The sequence below is a fragment of the Kiloniella litopenaei genome (genome assembly GCF_000982415.1).
Taxonomy (GTDB): domain Bacteria; phylum Pseudomonadota; class Alphaproteobacteria; order Kiloniellales; family Kiloniellaceae; genus Kiloniella; species Kiloniella litopenaei.
The window spans coordinates 25,162-42,230 of the sequence record NZ_LANI01000034.1; the positions used below are offsets into that span (position 1 = coordinate 25,162).

18 protein-coding genes are annotated in these 17,069 nt (G+C 45.6%); 12 read left to right on the forward strand and 6 right to left on the reverse strand.

Annotation, left to right across the window (positions count from 1 at the left end; translation table 11 throughout):
• Window positions 1-6: 6 nt before the first annotated feature.
• Together WH95_RS19045 and WH95_RS19050 are read right to left on the reverse strand one after the other, a co-directional pair.
• A complete protein-coding gene (locus WH95_RS19045; protein ID WP_046509996.1) occupies window positions 7-2,085 on the reverse strand; it encodes a methyl-accepting chemotaxis protein in 2,079 nt (692 codons plus the stop codon).
• Between the two features lie 448 nt (window positions 2,086-2,533).
• Window positions 2,534-3,454: an NADP-dependent oxidoreductase gene (locus WH95_RS19050; RefSeq protein ID WP_046509997.1), complete on the reverse strand. Its 921-nt coding sequence runs from the start codon at window positions 3,452-3,454 to the stop codon at window positions 2,534-2,536.
• A 98-nt stretch (window positions 3,455-3,552) separates the two neighbouring features.
• On the opposite strand from WH95_RS19050, the gene WH95_RS20830 reads away from it, so the two are divergent.
• Window positions 3,553-4,134: a TetR/AcrR family transcriptional regulator gene (locus WH95_RS20830; RefSeq protein ID WP_052742162.1), complete on the forward strand. Its 582-nt coding sequence runs from the start codon at window positions 3,553-3,555 to the stop codon at window positions 4,132-4,134.
• A gap of 27 nt (window positions 4,135-4,161) precedes the next feature.
• Here the strand turns inward: WH95_RS20830 and WH95_RS21755 are convergent, their stop codons facing one another.
• A complete protein-coding gene (locus tag WH95_RS21755; protein WP_113772060.1) occupies window positions 4,162-4,413 on the reverse strand; it encodes a DUF1289 domain-containing protein in 252 nt (83 codons plus the stop codon).
• A gap of 210 nt (window positions 4,414-4,623) precedes the next feature.
• Here WH95_RS21755 and WH95_RS19065 point away from each other — a divergent pair, with 210 nt between their 5' ends.
• Complete coding sequence (locus tag WH95_RS19065) at window positions 4,624-6,285, forward strand: adenylate/guanylate cyclase domain-containing protein (RefSeq protein WP_046509999.1); 1,662 nt, start codon at window positions 4,624-4,626, stop codon at window positions 6,283-6,285.
• Between the two features lie 25 nt (window positions 6,286-6,310).
• Here the strand turns inward: WH95_RS19065 and WH95_RS19070 are convergent, their stop codons facing one another.
• Window positions 6,311-6,775: a tetratricopeptide repeat protein gene (locus WH95_RS19070; protein ID WP_046510000.1), complete on the reverse strand. Its 465-nt coding sequence runs from the start codon at window positions 6,773-6,775 to the stop codon at window positions 6,311-6,313.
• 259 nt (window positions 6,776-7,034) lie between these two features.
• Between WH95_RS19070 and WH95_RS19075 the strand changes: the two genes are divergently transcribed.
• On the forward strand, window positions 7,035-7,832 hold the full coding sequence (locus WH95_RS19075) for a class I SAM-dependent methyltransferase (protein WP_046510001.1): 798 nt from the start codon (window positions 7,035-7,037) through the stop codon (window positions 7,830-7,832).
• A gap of 32 nt (window positions 7,833-7,864) precedes the next feature.
• Here WH95_RS19075 and WH95_RS19080 read toward each other — a convergent pair whose 3' ends face one another.
• The gene (locus WH95_RS19080) at window positions 7,865-8,467 is read right to left on the reverse strand and encodes a regulatory protein RecX (protein WP_204247842.1); all 603 of its coding nucleotides are present in this window, start codon (window positions 8,465-8,467) and stop codon (window positions 7,865-7,867) included.
• Window positions 8,468-8,517: 50 nt separating this feature from the next.
• Here WH95_RS19080 and WH95_RS19085 point away from each other — a divergent pair, with 50 nt between their 5' ends.
• From WH95_RS19085 to WH95_RS19125, 9 genes are all read left to right on the forward strand, one after another.
• The gene (locus WH95_RS19085; RefSeq protein ID WP_046510003.1) at window positions 8,518-8,799 is read left to right on the forward strand and encodes a TfoX/Sxy family DNA transformation protein; all 282 of its coding nucleotides are present in this window, start codon (window positions 8,518-8,520) and stop codon (window positions 8,797-8,799) included.
• 101 nt (window positions 8,800-8,900) lie between these two features.
• Window positions 8,901-9,725, forward strand: coding sequence for an ABC transporter permease (locus WH95_RS19090; protein ID WP_046510004.1), 825 nt, complete (start codon window positions 8,901-8,903; stop codon window positions 9,723-9,725).
• Between the two features lie 4 nt (window positions 9,726-9,729).
• A complete protein-coding gene (locus WH95_RS19095) occupies window positions 9,730-10,557 on the forward strand; it encodes an ABC transporter permease (RefSeq protein WP_052742164.1) in 828 nt (275 codons plus the stop codon).
• Between the two features lie 122 nt (window positions 10,558-10,679).
• Window positions 10,680-11,648, forward strand: a complete 969-nt coding sequence (locus WH95_RS19100; protein ID WP_046510005.1) for a TraB/GumN family protein — start codon at window positions 10,680-10,682, stop codon at window positions 11,646-11,648.
• Window positions 11,649-11,719: 71 nt separating this feature from the next.
• The gene (locus WH95_RS19105; protein WP_046510006.1) at window positions 11,720-12,667 is read left to right on the forward strand and encodes a TraB/GumN family protein; all 948 of its coding nucleotides are present in this window, start codon (window positions 11,720-11,722) and stop codon (window positions 12,665-12,667) included.
• Window positions 12,668-12,805: 138 nt separating this feature from the next.
• Window positions 12,806-13,984, forward strand: coding sequence for an aspartate aminotransferase family protein (locus WH95_RS19110; RefSeq protein ID WP_046510007.1), 1,179 nt, complete (start codon window positions 12,806-12,808; stop codon window positions 13,982-13,984).
• Between the two features lie 30 nt (window positions 13,985-14,014).
• On the forward strand, window positions 14,015-14,923 hold the full coding sequence (gene argF, locus WH95_RS19115) for an ornithine carbamoyltransferase (RefSeq protein ID WP_046510008.1): 909 nt from the start codon (window positions 14,015-14,017) through the stop codon (window positions 14,921-14,923).
• 18 nt (window positions 14,924-14,941) lie between these two features.
• Window positions 14,942-15,904: an Hsp33 family molecular chaperone HslO gene (gene hslO, locus WH95_RS19120; protein WP_046510009.1), complete on the forward strand. Its 963-nt coding sequence runs from the start codon at window positions 14,942-14,944 to the stop codon at window positions 15,902-15,904.
• A gap of 132 nt (window positions 15,905-16,036) precedes the next feature.
• On the forward strand, window positions 16,037-16,630 hold the full coding sequence (locus tag WH95_RS19125) for a hypothetical protein (protein WP_046510010.1): 594 nt from the start codon (window positions 16,037-16,039) through the stop codon (window positions 16,628-16,630).
• Window positions 16,631-16,723: 93 nt separating this feature from the next.
• Here the strand turns inward: WH95_RS19125 and WH95_RS19130 are convergent.
• Window positions 16,724-17,069 (reverse strand): TRAP transporter large permease subunit (locus tag WH95_RS19130; protein WP_157846026.1); only part of this gene is annotated, 346 nt, incomplete at its 5' end.

Below are 17,069 nucleotides of genomic sequence, written 5' to 3' on the forward strand. Positions count from 1 at the left end.
ACGCTCTCAAGCGCTGCGCACTTCTGATACGAGCCTTGAAGCTTCTTCGTTCAGGGCCTGGACTTTTTTGTCCAGATTGTTGATTGTTTCAACAACAGAATGTGCGGCGGTATCGGTCTGGATTGATACCTCGTCAACACCGGAAATACTCTCCAGAATTGAACCGACACCAGAAGCGACCAGTTGAATTTTGGATGAAATATCCTGTGTTGCCGAACCCTGTTCCTCAACAGCACCAGCAATGACAGTGCTGATCTCATCAATTTTGCCGATAACGGTGCTGATGTGACCAATAGATTCAACGGCATTCTTGGTTTCGTTCTGGATAGCGATAACCTGCTGTTCGATCTCACCCGTAGCATTGGATGTCTGTGTTGCCAGTGATTTAACTTCACTTGCAACAACGGCAAAGCCTTTACCAGCTTCCCCGGCACGGGCGGCTTCGATTGTCGCGTTAAGTGCCAACAGGTTGGTTTGCTCTGCAATATCAGAGATGAGCTTTAATACCTCTCCGATGCGTTGAGCGGCCTGTGCAAGAGACTGCACATTTTCATTTGATCTACTGGCTTCAGCAACAGCCTCGCTGGTGATCGATGTGGCTTGACCAACTTGACGTCCGATTTCGCCCACAGAAGCGGCAAGTTGTTCAGACGCACTGGCAACGGCCTGTGCGCTTTGATTTGCTGTGTCTGACGATGATGATGCTTCGGACGCACGGGTTCGGGTCTGTTGGGACATTACGTTCATGTTGTCAGCAAAGGATTTCATATCATTTACCGAAGTCTCAATATCGTCGATCAAGGTACTAACACCTTGTTGGAACCGAGTTGCAACCTGATCCAGAGTCGCTTTCTTTTCAGCTGCGGCAGCTTTTTGCAGTTGTATCTGTTCTGCTTCTAAGCGCTGTTTGTCCAAGGCGTTTGTACGGAAAACCTCGACAGTTCTGGCAATTGCACCAATTTCATCGCTTCGGTCTCGCGCTGGAATCTGAATATCTGTCTCGCCCTCGGCAAGGCGTTGCATGCTATCGGTTACTTTTCGTAGTAGCGACATCGCTTTGGTCCCAATAAGACCATTGATCGCAATCACTGCGATGACAACCAAAAGAGAAAGAAGAATTGTCAGATTTCGTGAATCATTAGCCGATGCCATGATTTCACTTTCCGGGGCGGAGACGATAACGCCCCAGATCGCGTCACTTTTACCAAATGTGACGGGCTGTACCGACAGGTATCTATCACCGCCGACGGATGAATCATTTATGTTCCCATAAAAGCTTTTCCCCGCAGCCAATTCCTTGAGAACTGTCGCAAGGGCTGTACTTTTTTCGATGGTTGCCAGTTTTTTATCATCTGGGTGTGAAATCCACATACCCGTGGAAGTGATAAGAGAAACTGTTCCGCTTTCAAATAGTTTTAATTCTGACAGACGGACCTGAATGTCTTTAAGGGCCATATCGGTTGTTGCGACACCGACAGCCTGATCCTTGGCGTTAAAAATGGGAACGGTAGCTGTTGTCATAACAACATCTTCCCCGTTTACCGGATACACGTAGGGTTCCGTTACGACTTCCTGTTTTGTATTTTTGGGGAGATCATACCAGAGTTCTGATCCACTATCACCGCCAAGCGCGAGCGGTTCCCAAGCAACGCCGCCGTTGCCATCTTGATAAAAATAAGGGAGTAAACGTCCCGCTTTATCGTTGTAACCCTTTCCGGCAAAATCATTGTCATTGCCCCCCACGTTACTGTCAAAGCCCACGGCGCCGCCTACTAGATTGGGGTAACGACGAATCGTATTTTCTACGATTTGGGCAAAGCTATCACGATCGGTCGAACCATTTCTGAGAGGGCCTTCAATCGCATTTGCCATACCACGGGCTGCAACGAGCGCTTCTTCAATATCAAGCTGAACATCCAGTGCGTATTGTGCTGACAGACTGGATAGATAGCTTTTGGCATTATCCTGTGCATTTTGATATTGGCTGACTGTTGAATAGGAAATGACAGCTGCAAATCCAAGAATAACCATAATCGCTGTCAATCCAACAAGCCTGAAGCTCAGGCTCTGGAAGGCATTTTTCATGTTTTTTACCTGTGTTTGTCGATGGTCATCATCTTCTTCATTCTGTGCTGATCCATCTGTTCGGAAAGTTTAGGAACAGGCATTATTGAGGGCAAAAGACTAAAGAAACGTTTAATTTAAACGTAATACTTGTATTTATTTCTGTGCTAGAGAATTGAGAGTGGTTTATTCACATCACAACCCCGTATTTCGTCCTGTTTTCTCTTGGCTCAAAGTTGATTGGTTCTTTCAAAAATAAAATCTTGAAGCCTATCACTCTATCTTTGGTAGAGAGGATTTTGGTTCTTTTGGAACATAATTATTAATATAGGAGAATTCGATCTGATTCATTTAATATTAATTATTTGAGAACTTCATTGCTTCAAAATTTCATATAAGAGAGGCCGATAAAAGGTTGGTAACAGGATCTGATACATCAAAGCAGATCCTGTTAATACAATAGTCGAAATTACCAGTTTAAAATGATCCGTCCGCGCTTGCCGCTTTTTTGTAGGTGCGTGAGAGCCTCATTGTATTTGTTAAAGCGATAGACTTCTTCAACAACAGGTCTGAGGGCTTTGTTTTTTAACAGAGGTTCTACTGATTTCAGTCGGCTTGTATCGCCATGCATTACCATCAGGTAGGCGATGTGTTGGTCTTCTGATGTACCTCCATTCTGATCGTTTGGCAGTGCCGGAATAAACTTCCCTGAAGCGCTCAGGAGAAAGCGGCAGTCCTCAAGGGTAAAGCGAGTGGAGAAGTCCAGAATAAGGTCGTAATTTCCTTCCAAATCACTTAGTAATTTTTCGGTGTATTCGTATGCTTCATCTGCACCCAGGTCTTTTAGGAAATCGGTATGTCCCTTTCCGGCAAGCGCTGTAGTATGATGCCCCCTTTGTTTTGCCAACTGTGTTGCATAGACGCCCACTCCACCAGAAGCACCGATAATTAAAACCTTTAAATCAGATGCTTTGGGGGAAAGATCTTCATAGATGGAAAGGGATGTCAGAACACCGATTGGTAGGGCTGCTGCTTCTTCAAAGCTCAGATCTGACGGTATTGTCGATATATATTCTTCGGGCAGGGTGATATATTCAGCGTGGGTTTTACAGCCCGTTATTAAGTGTGCATAGCCGTAGACGCGTTCGCCAATGTTGAATTTTGTACCGCCTGTCTCAAGGGTTCCTGCGAATTCAAGACCTGTTTGGACGGGATGATCAAAGCCGTACTCCTTGAAATAACTATCATATATGCCTGCTGCGCTTTCCAAATCATAAGGATTAAGCGAAGCGCTATGTACTTTGATGAGGACTTCCCCCTTCCCCGGTTTTGGTTTTTTAAGACCATCGGTGAGAACAATGGTTTTTTCGTTGACGATTAAGCCTTTCATGACTTCCCTCATGGTATATGTTGTATCGAGAACATTATTTAGGTCATTAGACCTAAATTTCAATAGGGCTTAGAAAAGAACTGAAAAAGGTGAGGCCTGTGCCGACATCAAGAGAGCAGCAAAATAATTTGAAAAGGGCAGCAATTGCAGCGGCAACGCTCGCACTTCTTGAAGAATATGGTGGTGAAGGTTTGTCGATGCGACGGGTTGCCGAGCGATCCGGAATGAGCCTCGGCAATCTTCAATATCATTATAAAAACAAAGAAGAGCTATTAAGTGCCATCCTCCATAATTTTCTCACAGAGTACCTGGATGAAAATTGGGGAGAGCGAACGAATTGCTCTCTGGAGCAGATTTTTATAGAAATTCTTACTCACGATAGTTTTGATAGCTGTGCAGTTGTTTTTAAAGAACTCTGGTCTCTATCCACACGGCATGATGCAATTGAAGTCATGCTTGATACGTTTTATCAGCAAACACACAAACTTTTTTGTCAGCTATTAACCATGTCTTGTCGTGTCTCTGTCGAACATGAAAAAATTACCCGAATTGTAAATATTCTTTTGCCGTTTTTTGAAGGGTATTGTGTGACCCAAAAAGCTTTACGAGCAGATCCCAAAATCCTGGCAAAAGATCTGGCAGCTCTTGTGGAGAGTTTTATAGAAGCGGGTGAAAAATAAAATCAGATGAACGTGATCGCGATCTAACTAAGCAACCATGCCAGTCCGTCGTTGGTTGATTGATTCCAAAAGGTCTTTTTTTTCATCCCCAGTCATGATGACCCAGTCTCTGATCTCGTCGATTGTACGATGACAGCCAATACATAGTTGTGTCAGATCATCCATCTGGCAGACCGATGTACAGGGAGATGGAATAGAAGAATCAAGTTCTTGAAGAAGCTTTTCGCGCCGCTTTTTACGACGAGCGGCTCTTTCTTCTCTGGATAATCTTGATGTCACGATACTTGTTTCCTGCACTGGATATCATTCCTATTCCCTATTATCCTACTTATCTATTAATTAATTACTCGTTCTTTTCGCGACAAGAATTTATAACTAGAACGACAATAAGCCCGGATAATTAAGGAAAAGTGCATGTTTTTATTGCTGGACGGCCCTTATCTTTGGGGCAAAGAAATAATAAAGAGATAGAGAGAAGGGTAAAACTATATGGTTCGGACAATTCGTCTCTATGGTGGGCTTGTACTTTTTATTTACATACTAACCCATCTTTTGAACCATGTTCTCGGGCTTCACTCTATCGCAGCTATGGATGAGGGGCGCAAAGCTTTTTTGGCTTTGTGGCGTAATCCGGTTGGCACTTTGCTTCTGTACTTTTCTTTATCCTCACATATGGCTCTTTCTTTGTGGGGTGTTTATCAGCGACAGCATTTACATATGAAGTTTTGGGAAATGGCCCAGCTTCTTTCTGGTTTGCTTATTCCTTTTCTATTGATTCTGCATATCTTGGGTACCCGGTTTGCACATGAAATCTATGGTGTTGAAGATAATTATTTTTACGTGCTTTATGTCTTGATTGTTTACAATCTTGATACTGGCCTGCGACAGGCTGTATTGATGATTTTGGCCTGGGTGCACGGTTGTGTCGGTATTCACTATTGGCTCAGATATAAACCCGCTTATGAAAACTATAAATCGCTGGCACTTTCGTTTGCCGTGGTTATTCCTGTGCTTTCCATGGCGGGGTATTATGTTGCGGGCCTTGATATGCTTAAGCTGGCCGATGACCCCGAATGGTTGAAATCATTCTTTGGCGGTTACAATCTGCCTACGGCGGAAGAAGCACAGGAAATTTACGACCTGGAGAGAATTATTCAATGTGCCTTTGCTGTGGTGATTATTGTGATTGTCGTCGGGCGTTGGGCACGGTTTGCTATTCAGCGATGGCAAGGTACTTTTAAGGTTACGTACCCCAACGGCAAGTCGTTTCGCGCGATAAAGGGCACAAGTTTACTTGATGTAAGCCACCTGAATAATATTCCCCATGCAGCAGTTTGTGGAGGGAAGGGACGTTGTTCTACCTGTCGCGTTCGGGTTGGTAAGGGGTTGGACCATTTGCCTGAAAGTGAAGCCGGTGAACTGAAGGTGCTTACCCGGATCGCTGCGTCAGATAATATGCGTTTGGCGTGCCAGACCTATCCCATTTCTGATGTCGAGGTGACACCTTTATTACCTGCGAAAAGTGGTTTGAAGGCAGCCCGACGGGAGCACAGTTCAATTTCACAAGGGCAGGAACGTGAAATTGCCATACTATTTGCTGATATTCGTGGATTTACGACCCTTTCTGAAAAGAAGCTTCCCTATGACATCGTGTTCATTCTGAATCGCTATTTTGAAGCAATGGGAACTGCAGTCGAAGAGTCTGGCGGACGTCTGGATAAATTTATTGGCGATGGTGTTATGGCGCTTTTTGGCATTGATCGCGGTGTGGAAACGGGGTGCAAAAATGCTTTGCGAGCAGCACGACGAATGTCCGAAAAGCTGGATGAACTGAATGCACATCTTGCCCATGAATTGCCCGAACCTCTTCGTATTGGCATAGGTGTTCACACGGGACCGGTAATCGTGGGTGAATTGGGGTGGGGACAGGCAACATCTATTACGGCAATTGGTGATGCCGTGAATACCGCCAGTCGTCTAGAGGGAATGACCAAAGATTTGAAAGCGCAGCTTGTTGTATCTCAACCACTTGCAAAAATTGCCGGGGTCAATCTGGATGACTTTCCCCGGCAACATATTCAGGTCAGAGGGCGGCAGGACGGAATGGATATCTGGTCACTTGAAAGTGCAAAGGATCTACCCGCGGTCTGACGCAGAGTTTTATTTTGAGTTAGTTTTATTGAGTTTGTTCGTAAGCTTCGATAGCTTCTTTGAGTGATGTGTATTCATCGCATCCAAAGGTGCAGCTTTTATCCAGCACTTCCAAACGTTCTTTTGCTTTGGCTGGCTCATTAAGTTCCAGATAAAGTTGACCAAGATATTCATTTGCTCCGCGATGTCGCGGGTTCAAATCGAGCGCTTTGGTGTAATAGCCAAGGGCAACATCTTTGTTTCCCATTTTACGCTGGCTGTACCCCAGCATGTTATAGGCATCTGCATTATCCGGTTCTGCTTTTATAGCCTTTTGCAGCAAAGGTTGTGCGTCGCTGTATTTTTTATTTTCAATCAACTCAATCGCATTTTTCAGGTCTGTGTTTGAGTTATTGCTCCAGCTACCACTGCCCGCGGCCAAACTTGGACCGGTTATACTCAATAGGAAACCGAGAAGCGAAATTGCTAAGGTGATTGTCTTTATTTTCATGTGATCTGTTCCCCTTGGTAATATAATCGCGTTGGTTTTAGGGTTCTGTTGTCCTATAGTAATGATTGTAGGTTTTGAGCAGGTTTTCAATGATCTATTGATCACATTATTCTGACATAAAAATAATGAATAAATTTCTGCTTCAGGTGTTAAGGCTCTCTTATGCTTTAAATAGCAGGGCATTGGCGGACACCAACGCAATCAAACTTGCCATCCGGTAAGTTCGAGCTTTCAAGAATATTATTGATGGAAAAGAAAAATGCGGGAAATCGGGAAAGTAAATTCTGATGGAATAGATTTTGGAAAAACTGCTCAGGATTACGCTAAACACAGGGCCGGATTTCCTGCAATTGTTTTTGATCTTTTACAAGAGCGGGGGATCGCTATTCCGGGACAATCCCTTGTTGATTTGGGAACTGGGACAGGAACCCTTGCCCGTGGATTTGCGGCACGGGGCGTCGACGTGATCGGGGTTGATCCTGCTGAGGCTATTTTGGAACAGGCGCGATTAATGGCGCAGGACGAAGGCGTTAGTGTTACTTTTCAACGGGGGAGTTCAGAAGAAACAGGTCTTGAAAGTGGCCGTTTTGACGTAGTAACAGCGGGGCAATGCTGGCATTGGTTCGAAGCCGCAAGGGCCACAAAAGAGTGCCAGAGGATACTCAGGCCCGGGGGGTATCTGGCTATTTGCCATTTTGACTGGCTTCCTTTGCCAGGCAATGTTGTATCGGCCACAGAAAGCCTTATCCAAAAGCACAATCCGAGGTGGGGGATGTCGGATGGAACCGGGATCTATCCGCAGTGGACGATTGACATGGCAAGGGGTGGCTTTGAAGAGATTGAAACCTTTAGTCAGGATCTGCTCGTTCGCTACAGCCACGAAGACTGGCGCGGGCGTATCAGGGCTTCCGCAGGTGTTTCAGCTTCCTTGTCCCCTGAAGATGTTGTTGCCTTTGACAAAGAGCATGCCGATTTGCTTCATCGAGAATTCCCCAATGATCCCTTGTTTATTCCGCACCGGCTGTGGTGTGCTGTTGCCAGAAAACCTAGAGAATAAAACTGACTGGCAAGGTAAGTCCCGGTCGAAAGCTAGAGTCCTGCCTCGCTTTCCAGCTCTTCAATATCATCGGCGAGAATGACGCGTTCAGCGATGGCAAACGAAAAGCCTTTGCGGCCAAGTGCGGCAAGGTCCTTGTCGCGGCGTTCTTCCCGTTTATCATCTGTTCGGTAAGGGCCAAGGCGGCGTCTGCGCGCATAGGAAATCGCAGCTTCCAGATCGGGATTACTACTCTCTTCACGGATAAGGTCTATGGCAGTGTTAATGTGATGTTCGGGGACGCCTTTGACCGATAGGTCTTGTCGTATCGCGCGAAGAGACATGCCTTTGCGATGTAAACTGCCACTTCGTCCCTCGGCATATCGTGCGTCGTTCAGGAAGTTCAAATCACGAAACTTTGTGATCAGACCTTCAATGATCTCTGCCCCTTCTTGAGGGATTGTTCCGTGTTCTTTGGCCGAGAGGTTTACTTTGCGCATAAGATAGCGACGCAAGCCGGCCTCGGTCGTTGCGTAGCGTTCCAAATAGAACCTGGCAACGTTGCCCAGATATTTTGCTGTGGCTTTGCGCGGGACTTTGCGTTTGGGTTGTTCGCGGTTGTTTTTTTCTGGCCGTTCCATCATGTTCTTATACATGCCACGGAGAGGTTCCGGGGCCAATTGTTTTGTCGAAAATTTATTTCATAATGAATCCTGCTTCAAAAGAAGAGCTTCTTGCCCTGAAAAATCTGGGCCCTAAATCGGTTGCTCAATTGGTCGATATTGGCATTACGTCTTCTGATCAATTGATTGAGCTCGGCACAGAAGAGGTGTTCAGGCGGTTGTATTTTCGATTTTGCGATGAACAGCGACTTTCAGTGAACTATCTCTATGCATTGGAAGGGGCGATCATAGGCTGTGATTGGCGCTTAATACCTATGGACAGGAAGCAGGAACTCAAGAATTTGCTAAAAGGTTTAAAGTCCTAGATCGTTTATTTGGTGTTTCTTCATTGAGGCGGGAAATAAAAATGGCAAAAATAAGAAGTAATTAGGATCTTCCCCTTGAAGCCAGTGGAATGGTTGCGTAAATGTGTCGCATGGCTTTGATCGATCAAAAACTCACCCAAATCGCTCCCCGTACCATAGGTCGTGTGAACACCCTTGGTCTGTGGACACTCTACAGCCGTGAAGTAAAACGTTTTTTAAACGTTTTTACACAGACGCTTATGGCCCCGGTTATCACAACGCTGTTGTTTTTGGCAGTGTTTGCGCTGGCACTTGGTGGCCTGGGTCGAACGGTGGGTGGTGTTGACTACATTACTTTTCTTGCGCCTGGTCTGATGATGATGACCATGACGCAAAACTCTTTTGCCAACACATCTTCGTCCATTCTCATTGCCAAGGTTCAGGGGAATATTGTTGATATTCTCATGCCCCCTTTGGCGCCTTGGGAAATGGCGCTGGGCATTGCGGCGGGTGGAATAACCCGTGGTCTGATGGTCGGGCTCACAGTGTTTTTCGCCATGATGCTATTTTTGCCAGTTTCTATGGCGCACCCTTTATCAGTGCTGTGGTTTGCGATTAATGCCTGCATGATGTTGTCTCTTTTGGGTATGTTGGGAGGAATCTGGGCGCAAAAATACGATCATATTGCTGCAGTGACCAACTTTATCATTACGCCACTATCCTTCCTTTCTGGAACATTCTATTCGATTGACCGCTTGCCTGACACCTGGGTTGCTGTGGCGCATTTCAACCCTTTCTTTTATATGATTGATGGGTTTCGTTACGGTTTTATCGGCCATGCTGATGGAAATATTTTGATCGGGGCTATTCTGTTACCTGTGGTTAATCTTATTCTATGGTTTGTCACGCATCGCTTGATTGCCACCGGCTATCGTTTAAAGGCCTGATGGTATGAGTGACACAACGCCAGATCAAAGTAGCAATATTGTGCACAGTGAAGGCGTGCGTATTATCGCATTCTTAAGAATATGGACTTTGTTCTACCGTCGTGGTGTTGTTCGGTTTATGAGGTTTTGGGTCGAGAGCCTTCTGGGGCCGATGGTATCGACCATGCTGTTCATGACCGTATTTGCTCTGGCTCTGGGGCCAGATGGTGAAATGGTCCCAGGGCTTTCTGCCCTGCAGTTTATTGCCCCCGGCCTTGCGGTTTTTGTGCTGTCGCAAACAGCTTTTCAAAATGTCTGTTTCATGCTGATCATCGACAAGCAGGAAGGGGTGATAACCGATGTTCTTATGGCACCTCTGTCTCCTATCGAGCTCTTATTTGGCTACAGCTTGGCTGGTATTGCGAATGCGCTTCTTGTCGCGCTTTTACTTTTGGGGGCCATGACGGTCTTTACCGGACCGATGCTTTATAGCCTTGGTGTGACGCTTTTCTTTGCGATTTCTGCTGCACTGTTGTTTTCCATGATTGGTGTTCTTGTCGGTCTTTGGTCTGACAAGTGGGATCAGTTCTCTTTGGTGGATAATTTTCTTGTCCTCCCTCTTGGACTTTTATCCGGCACGTTTTTCACTTTGAATCGTATCCCTGAAAGCTGGCAATGGCTTTTCGAAGCCAACCCCATGTTCTGGATCATCAGCGGATTTCGCTATGGCATTACCGGCTATGGATCTGTTGAAGATTTAATCTGGCAGGGTGGAACGCTTGTGTGCTTGATTTTGATTATGGTGTTCTGCGGCTGGCTGTTGTTCAAACGCGGTTATAAAATCAAGAGCTGACGGGCTGCTTCGGCCTTATCTTTTAGACTGCATTTGATCTATTTTTCACTTTTTATAAGGAAGTGATTGTTAGGTTATTCTCATACGATGAGTGTGTAATCTGCACAGTATGAGAGCGTCCGATGACTTTTCGCTGCTATAAGATTCTAGTTATTCTTATCTTTGCCAGCCAAGTACTGCTTTTGGGTAATGCGTGGGGAGATGCAACTATTCCCTATAGCAAGGGATTATTCTGGAAAATTGAAAAAGGGAACCGTGCACCCAGTTATCTTTTGGGTACGATGCATGTCACAGACCCCCGTGTTCTCAAGATAAAAGACCGGGTTGAGCCATATATTGCAAATGCGGATCTTTTGAACCTGGAAATAGATCTTACGCCGCGTGAAGCTCGAGAATCATATAATGTCCGGATTAGAGATGACGGTAAAACGCTGGACGAGGTTTTACCCCAAGATCTGTATGAAAAAATAGTCCGTATCGCTAAAAAGCAAAATGTAGAAGAGGAGATCTTGCGAACCTTCGAGTTGTGGGCAATTTATCCGATTTTGAAGGCTCTGCCAAATGATCCTGATCAGGAAAAACGGGAAAGCGGCGATGCCGTACTGGATTTCCAGTTGGGGGCTTTGGCTCATGAGCAAGGGGTTAAAGTGAATGGTTTAGAGACTGTTCGAGAACAGCTTTCTGTTTTTAGAGATCGAGATCGTAAAATTTATTTGGATGCAATGATACGAGCGCTTGAAAAACCTGAAGCTGAACAAAAACATGAAGATTTGATGGAGCAGTACGTTCAAATGTATCTTGCTGAGGATACAAACAGCTTCTATCAGACCCTTCTGGATGATTTAAAAGAAGAGCCGCCTGAAATGTATGACATTTGGATAACGCGGCTTTTAGACAAACGAAACCTAAACATGATAAATGGTATGACGAAGGGGCTGATAAAAGGGAACTCGTTTACAGCTGTAGGAGCGCTTCATTTACCGGGCGAAAAGGGGATTTTAAATATGCTTGTGCAGCGGGGATACCAAGTTTCCCGAGTACCATGCAAAGATGGTGAAAAAAGTAGTTTTTGCCCAAATCAAGACATGTAATTTGCACGAATATCTGTAACAATGGCCTAAATTCAACGTGGTTTATTTAACTCATTCCTTCAGGAATCAAGATGGCTTTGTCGCAGATTGGCCAATACCGAAAATTGGCTGAAAATATGTTTTTTGATCGTTTCTTTCTCAGTGTTTTATTTTTACTTACGGTTGTTTTTACGTGGCAGTCCAGTGTTGCTGAACCATTAAGTAATGGCGATGCAGTGTTGTGGAAGATTGATAAACAAGGCGTTCAGCCAAGTTATATATACGGGACATTGAACAGCAGTGATCGCCGGGTTGTTGATGCCGGGGCTTTTACGCATACCATCTTGAAAAACGCTGATTATCTTATGGTTGATATCCTCGATGATGATGCGATCAAGCAAAAGCTGTTTAGCGTGATGCTGTATAATGATAACCGCCGATTAAGAGACCTTGTCTCGCCAGAAACCTTCGAAAAAATCAAGGTCATTGGTTATGAGTATGGATATTTGGCCCGACAGATGGATGTGCTAAAACCTTGGGCCGCGCGGGTTGTCTTTTCGTCCCCTCCGTCCGAAGCATCACGTATTTCGTTGGGGATAAGAACGCTTAATCAAACATTTCAGGATGCCGCCAAAAAGCTTGGAATAGAAATCTTGCAATTACAAACTATCGAAGAGCAGCTTCAAATTGCGGATGCATCAAATGAAGCTGATCAATTAAGATTATTGGATACATTACCCGCTGATATTCAAACTGTGGAAGCGATCTACCAAACCCGAATTAATAATTTCCTCTTGCAGTCATCCGGCGCTCTTTATCAGGAAGTTCTGGATGAGATATCTGTCTTGCCACCGGAATCACAGGCAAGCTATATGGAAAGTCTTGTTTATGGCCGTAATCTTCAAATGGTTTCACGCATGGGCGAGACCCTTGAAAAGGGAAATAGCTTAGCTGTGATTGATGCGGTCTATTTGCCGGGGCAACAAGGCGTTTTGAAGCTTTTGCAGGATAAAGGCTTTACCATCACACCAGTGAAATAGATTTATCTGCTAAAAACCTTGTGAATCCTGCTTGTTCAGGTTGACAGGGGGCATTGATATTGGGTTAATACGTTGCTCCGGGGTGACTGACTGTCGCCCCGGGCTTTGTTTTTTCAGCAGATATAAAAGAGAGATACCATGAGTGACGCAGTAATGCCCACCTACGCACGTATCGACCTCGCATTTGAGCGGGGCGAAGGTCCTTATTTATACACTGCTGAAAACCGACGATATCTTGATTTTGCTGGTGGTATTGCGGTTAATTCGCTGGGGCACAGTCATCCAAAGCTGGTTGCTGCACTAGAGGAACAGGGGCGTAAGCTGTGGCATGTCTCTAATCTCTACAGAATTACAGGCGGGGAAACACTGGCAGAACGTCTTGTTGCGAACTCTTTTGCTGACAAGGTTTTCTTTACCAACTCTGGAACCGAAGCGTTGGAAGGTGCCATTAAACTGGCACGCAAGTATCACAGCCATAATGGTAATCCGCAGAAGTACCGGATCATCACCTGCGACAGTGCTTTCCATGGTCGGACCATGACAGCTCTTTCAGCCGCCGGGAATGCCAAGCATCTTGATGGTTTTGGTCCGCAGACACCCGGATTTGACCACGTTGCTTTTGAAAACCTTAATGAGTTGCGTGCCGCTATTGGTGATGAAACCGCGGCGATAATGGTTGAACCAATCCAGGGTGAAGGTGGTATCCGTGCTGCATCCATGGACTTTTTGAAAGACTTAAGAACCGTTTGTGATGAATTTGGTCTCTTGCTGATCTTTGATGAAGTTCAGTGTGGTAATGGTCGTACCGGGAAACTCTTTGCGCACGAGTGGGCTGACATAGAACCTGATGTTCTGGCGACAGCTAAAGGGCTTGGCGGCGGTTTCCCAATGGGCGCATTCATGGCAACCAATAAAGCTGCTGCTGGTATGGTGCCGGGTACCCATGGCAGTACATACGGCGGTAATCCCTTGGCTATGGCGATCGGGAATGCTGTTCTGGATGTCTTGCTCGAAGATGGTTTTATGGAAAGTGTTATTTCCATTTCGGATTACACACGCACCAAATTAGAAAACCTGGTTGCTAATAATCCCGCGATCTTTGAAGAAGTAAGAGGCGCGGGCCTTATGCTTGGGTTAAAATGTCGTGTGCCCAATACAGATGTAATTGCAGCCATGCGCGAAGGCGGTCTTCTCAGTGTTGGTGCTGCGGACAATGTGATCCGATTATTGCCACCGCTTGTTATCGAGCGATCCCATGTTGATGAAGCTATCGCAATTCTCGAAGACGTCTGTAAAGGAATGTCCCAGGCAGCCTGATGAGGCGCCGGGACTTAAAGGTGTAATAACATGACAAGTACCAAACATTTTTTAGATCTAAATCGGTTTGAAACCAGCAAACTCCGGGAGATCCTGGGGTATGGATCCAAGTTAAAATCCGGGGAGATTTCCGGTCGCCCGCTAGAGGGTAAATCTCTGGCGATGATTTTCGAAAAACCGTCAACCCGTACCCGTGTTTCCTTTGAAGTTGGTATTAATCAGCTTGGGGGAAATGCGGTTTTGCTTGATCCCAGCAGTTCACAGATGGGACATGGCGAAACCATCGCGGATACCGCCCGGGTTCTGTCGCGTTTTGTGGACGCAATCATGATCCGGACATCGTCCGAAGAAATCCTTCATGAATTGGCCGAGTATGCGACGGTTCCTGTTATCAATGGCCTGACAGATGAATCGCATCCATGTCAGTTGATGGCTGATGTTATGACGTACGAGGAACATCGTGGTGCGATTGCGGGTAAAACAGTGACCTGGTGCGGAGATGGTAATAACGTTGCGACATCGTGGATACATGCGGCGACACGCTTTGATTTTGAATTGAAATTGGCTACACCGGCCGAGCTGGCACCGGATCAGAAAGCTCTTGATTGGGCAAAATCTCAGGGTGGGAAAATTTCGGTTACCAGATCAATAGATGAAGCTGTGGAGAATAGTGATTGTATTGTTGCCGACACATGGGTATCCATGGGCGATAAGGACGCTGCGAACCGTCATAACCTGTTAAAACCCTATCAGGTTGATGAACGGGTAATGTCCTTGGCTAAAAATGACGCGTTGTTCATGCACTGCTTACCCGCGCATCGTGGCGAAGAAGTTGTTGCAGATGTGATCGATGGCCCACAATCCGTTGTATTTGACGAAGCTGAAAACAGATTACATGCCCAAAAAGGTATTCTCTATTGGTGTATGAGTAACCTTTAAGGGCGTTGGAGACGAAAGATGAGTGACACCGTTGGGGAAAATGTTGAGACCGGGTTTTTAAGGGATGATGTTATTCAGCCCTTTTTGCTTGAATCAAGCGGGATCAGGGGGCGCGTTGCCCGCATGGGGCCGGCTATTGACGAGATCCTCAAACGCCACAACTATCCACAAATTGTGAATGAGTTGTTAGGCGAGGTTCTTGCCCTGACGAGTGTCCTTTCTTCGCTAATGAAATTTTCAGGCTGTTTTACTTTGCAAAGCAAAAGTGATGGCCCGGTAAAAATGCTTGTCAGTGATATGACGTCCGAAGGTGTTATCAGAGGATGCGCCGGGATAGATGAAGTGGCATTGAAAGAACTGCTTGATAAAACGGAAGATCATTCAACTCTGTCGCTCACCGATTTGACGGGCAAAGGCTATATTGCCTTTACTGTGGATCAGGGTGAGCATATGGAACGATACCAAGGAATTGTTGAGCTGGAAGGCGACAGTCTATCCGAATGTATTCAAGGATATTTCAAACAGTCTGATCAGATCAATACAGGTGTTCTTGTAAAGGTCGCTCAAAATGAGGGATCTTGGCATGCTGGTGGCATGATATTGCAATACGTACCGGGTGATGGCGGGATCAATCAGCAAGCTGACAAGGATGACGACGAAATTAAGGAAGATTGGCAACGATCCATGATTTTGATGTCCAGTTGTACAGAAAATGAACTGTTGGACCATGATCTTAGTATTTCTGATTTACTCTATCGTCTATTTCATGATGAACAGGTCAGGGTTTATGATCAGCGACCAGTGAAAGAAGGATGTCGCTGTTCACGGGAAAAGCTGGCCAATGTAATCAAAACTGTTTCGCCAGAAGAAGTTGATTCTTACAAGGTTGATGGCGTTATTGATGCTAGGTGTGAGTTCTGTGGTCGCTCATATGTTTTTGACGATGCTGCGATTGCTGAGATTCAAAACGAAACAATCTGAACGAAATTAACCTTATGAGCCAAAGGCCTTTGTCATGCCATATTGTGTTTGTAGGTATTAGGTTGATCTTGTCCTGTATGTTTTTTGGGTTCAGGCAGAATTCTCATGTTTGTGCAGAGGTGAAATTTCAGAATGTTAAGTCGACGGTCATTTGTTTTTAGTGGATTAGCCCTTGGTGGCGCAGTTCTATCGGGGTGCAAAACGGCTCCCTCTAGCTATGAATATGCCGAGCTTACCTATACACATTTGCCACCTTATAATCTTTTGGTGCAGGACGTCGTGGTTGATCAGGCTTATGTCAGCCCGGCAAAATCACCGAATGTTGAACACCTGTTTGATATTCCCCCGGCGCAGGCATCCGAACGTTGGGCGAGGGACAGACTGTATCCGCAAGGTAACAGCAATGTCCTGAATTTTGTTATTAAAAACGCGGCGGTGACTGAAAGTAAACTGGAACAGCAAAAGGGTATTACGGGATTGTTCACGTATGATCAATCCGAACGCTACACTGGTGTGCTAGAGGTGGAATTACAGGTTTTGAATGATCAGGGCTTTAAGGAAGCATCTGTGATCGCCAAGGCAGAGCGCTCTGTCACTGTTGCTGAAAACATCAAACTGCGGGATAGAGAGAAAGTTTGGTACAAGCTAACAGAAGATTTGATGATGGAAATTGACCGTCAGCTGCAACAGGGAATTGCTAAGCACCTTAGCCACTATGTCCTATAGTTGGTAAGAAGTTATTTGGTTTGTTGGAAAACAAAAAAGCCGCTGAAGTTTATCTTCAGCGGCTTTTTTTGATGTATCTTCAGGCTGTTTTATTTAGCCAAAGATGACTTTCGGTAACCATGTCGCGAGTTCTGGAAAGAGCGCCAGAATAAGTAAGGCGATGATCTGGATAAAGACAAAGGGAATGACACCCTTGTAGATCTGCATGGTCGTGACTTCCTTTGGTGCCACGCCCCTTAGGTAGAAGAGCGCAAAGCCAAAAGGCGGTGTGAGGAAGGATGTTTGCAGGTTCATTGCCATCATCACGCCGAGCCATACCGGGCTGATATCACTCATCAACAGGATTGGGGCAACGATAGGCACCACGACGAAGGTGATTTCAATAAAGTCGAGGAAGAAACCAAGGACAAACATCACCAGCATCACGATCACAAGCGCA

Bases quoted from the DNA above. Each gene is read 5' to 3' on its own strand.
- WH95_RS19110 (WP_046510007.1), top strand. From the start codon at position 12,806: ATGAGTGACGCAGTAATGCCCACCTACGCACGTATCGACCTCGCATTT.
- hslO (WP_046510009.1), top strand. From the start codon at position 14,942: ATGAGTGACACCGTTGGGGAAAATGTTGAGACCGGGTTTTTAAGGGAT.
- WH95_RS19095 (WP_052742164.1), top strand. From the start codon at position 9,730: ATGAGTGACACAACGCCAGATCAAAGTAGCAATATTGTGCACAGTGAA.
- argF (WP_046510008.1), top strand. From the start codon at position 14,015: ATGACAAGTACCAAACATTTTTTAGATCTAAATCGGTTTGAAACCAGC.
- WH95_RS19100 (WP_046510005.1), top strand. From the start codon at position 10,680: ATGACTTTTCGCTGCTATAAGATTCTAGTTATTCTTATCTTTGCCAGC.
- WH95_RS19045 (WP_046509996.1), bottom strand. From the start codon at position 2,085: ATGAAAAATGCCTTCCAGAGCCTGAGCTTCAGGCTTGTTGGATTGACA.
- WH95_RS19125 (WP_046510010.1), top strand. From the start codon at position 16,037: ATGTTAAGTCGACGGTCATTTGTTTTTAGTGGATTAGCCCTTGGTGGC.
- WH95_RS19105 (WP_046510006.1), top strand. From the start codon at position 11,720: ATGGCTTTGTCGCAGATTGGCCAATACCGAAAATTGGCTGAAAATATG.
- WH95_RS19065 (WP_046509999.1), top strand. From the start codon at position 4,624: ATGGTTCGGACAATTCGTCTCTATGGTGGGCTTGTACTTTTTATTTAC.
- WH95_RS19085 (WP_046510003.1), top strand. From the start codon at position 8,518: ATGAATCCTGCTTCAAAAGAAGAGCTTCTTGCCCTGAAAAATCTGGGC.
- WH95_RS19070 (WP_046510000.1), bottom strand. From the start codon at position 6,775: ATGAAAATAAAGACAATCACCTTAGCAATTTCGCTTCTCGGTTTCCTA.
- WH95_RS19090 (WP_046510004.1), top strand. From the start codon at position 8,901: ATGTGTCGCATGGCTTTGATCGATCAAAAACTCACCCAAATCGCTCCC.
- WH95_RS19080 (WP_204247842.1), bottom strand. From the start codon at position 8,467: ATGTATAAGAACATGATGGAACGGCCAGAAAAAAACAACCGCGAACAA.
- WH95_RS19050 (WP_046509997.1), bottom strand. From the start codon at position 3,454: ATGAAAGGCTTAATCGTCAACGAAAAAACCATTGTTCTCACCGATGGT.
- WH95_RS19075 (WP_046510001.1), top strand. From the start codon at position 7,035: ATGCGGGAAATCGGGAAAGTAAATTCTGATGGAATAGATTTTGGAAAA.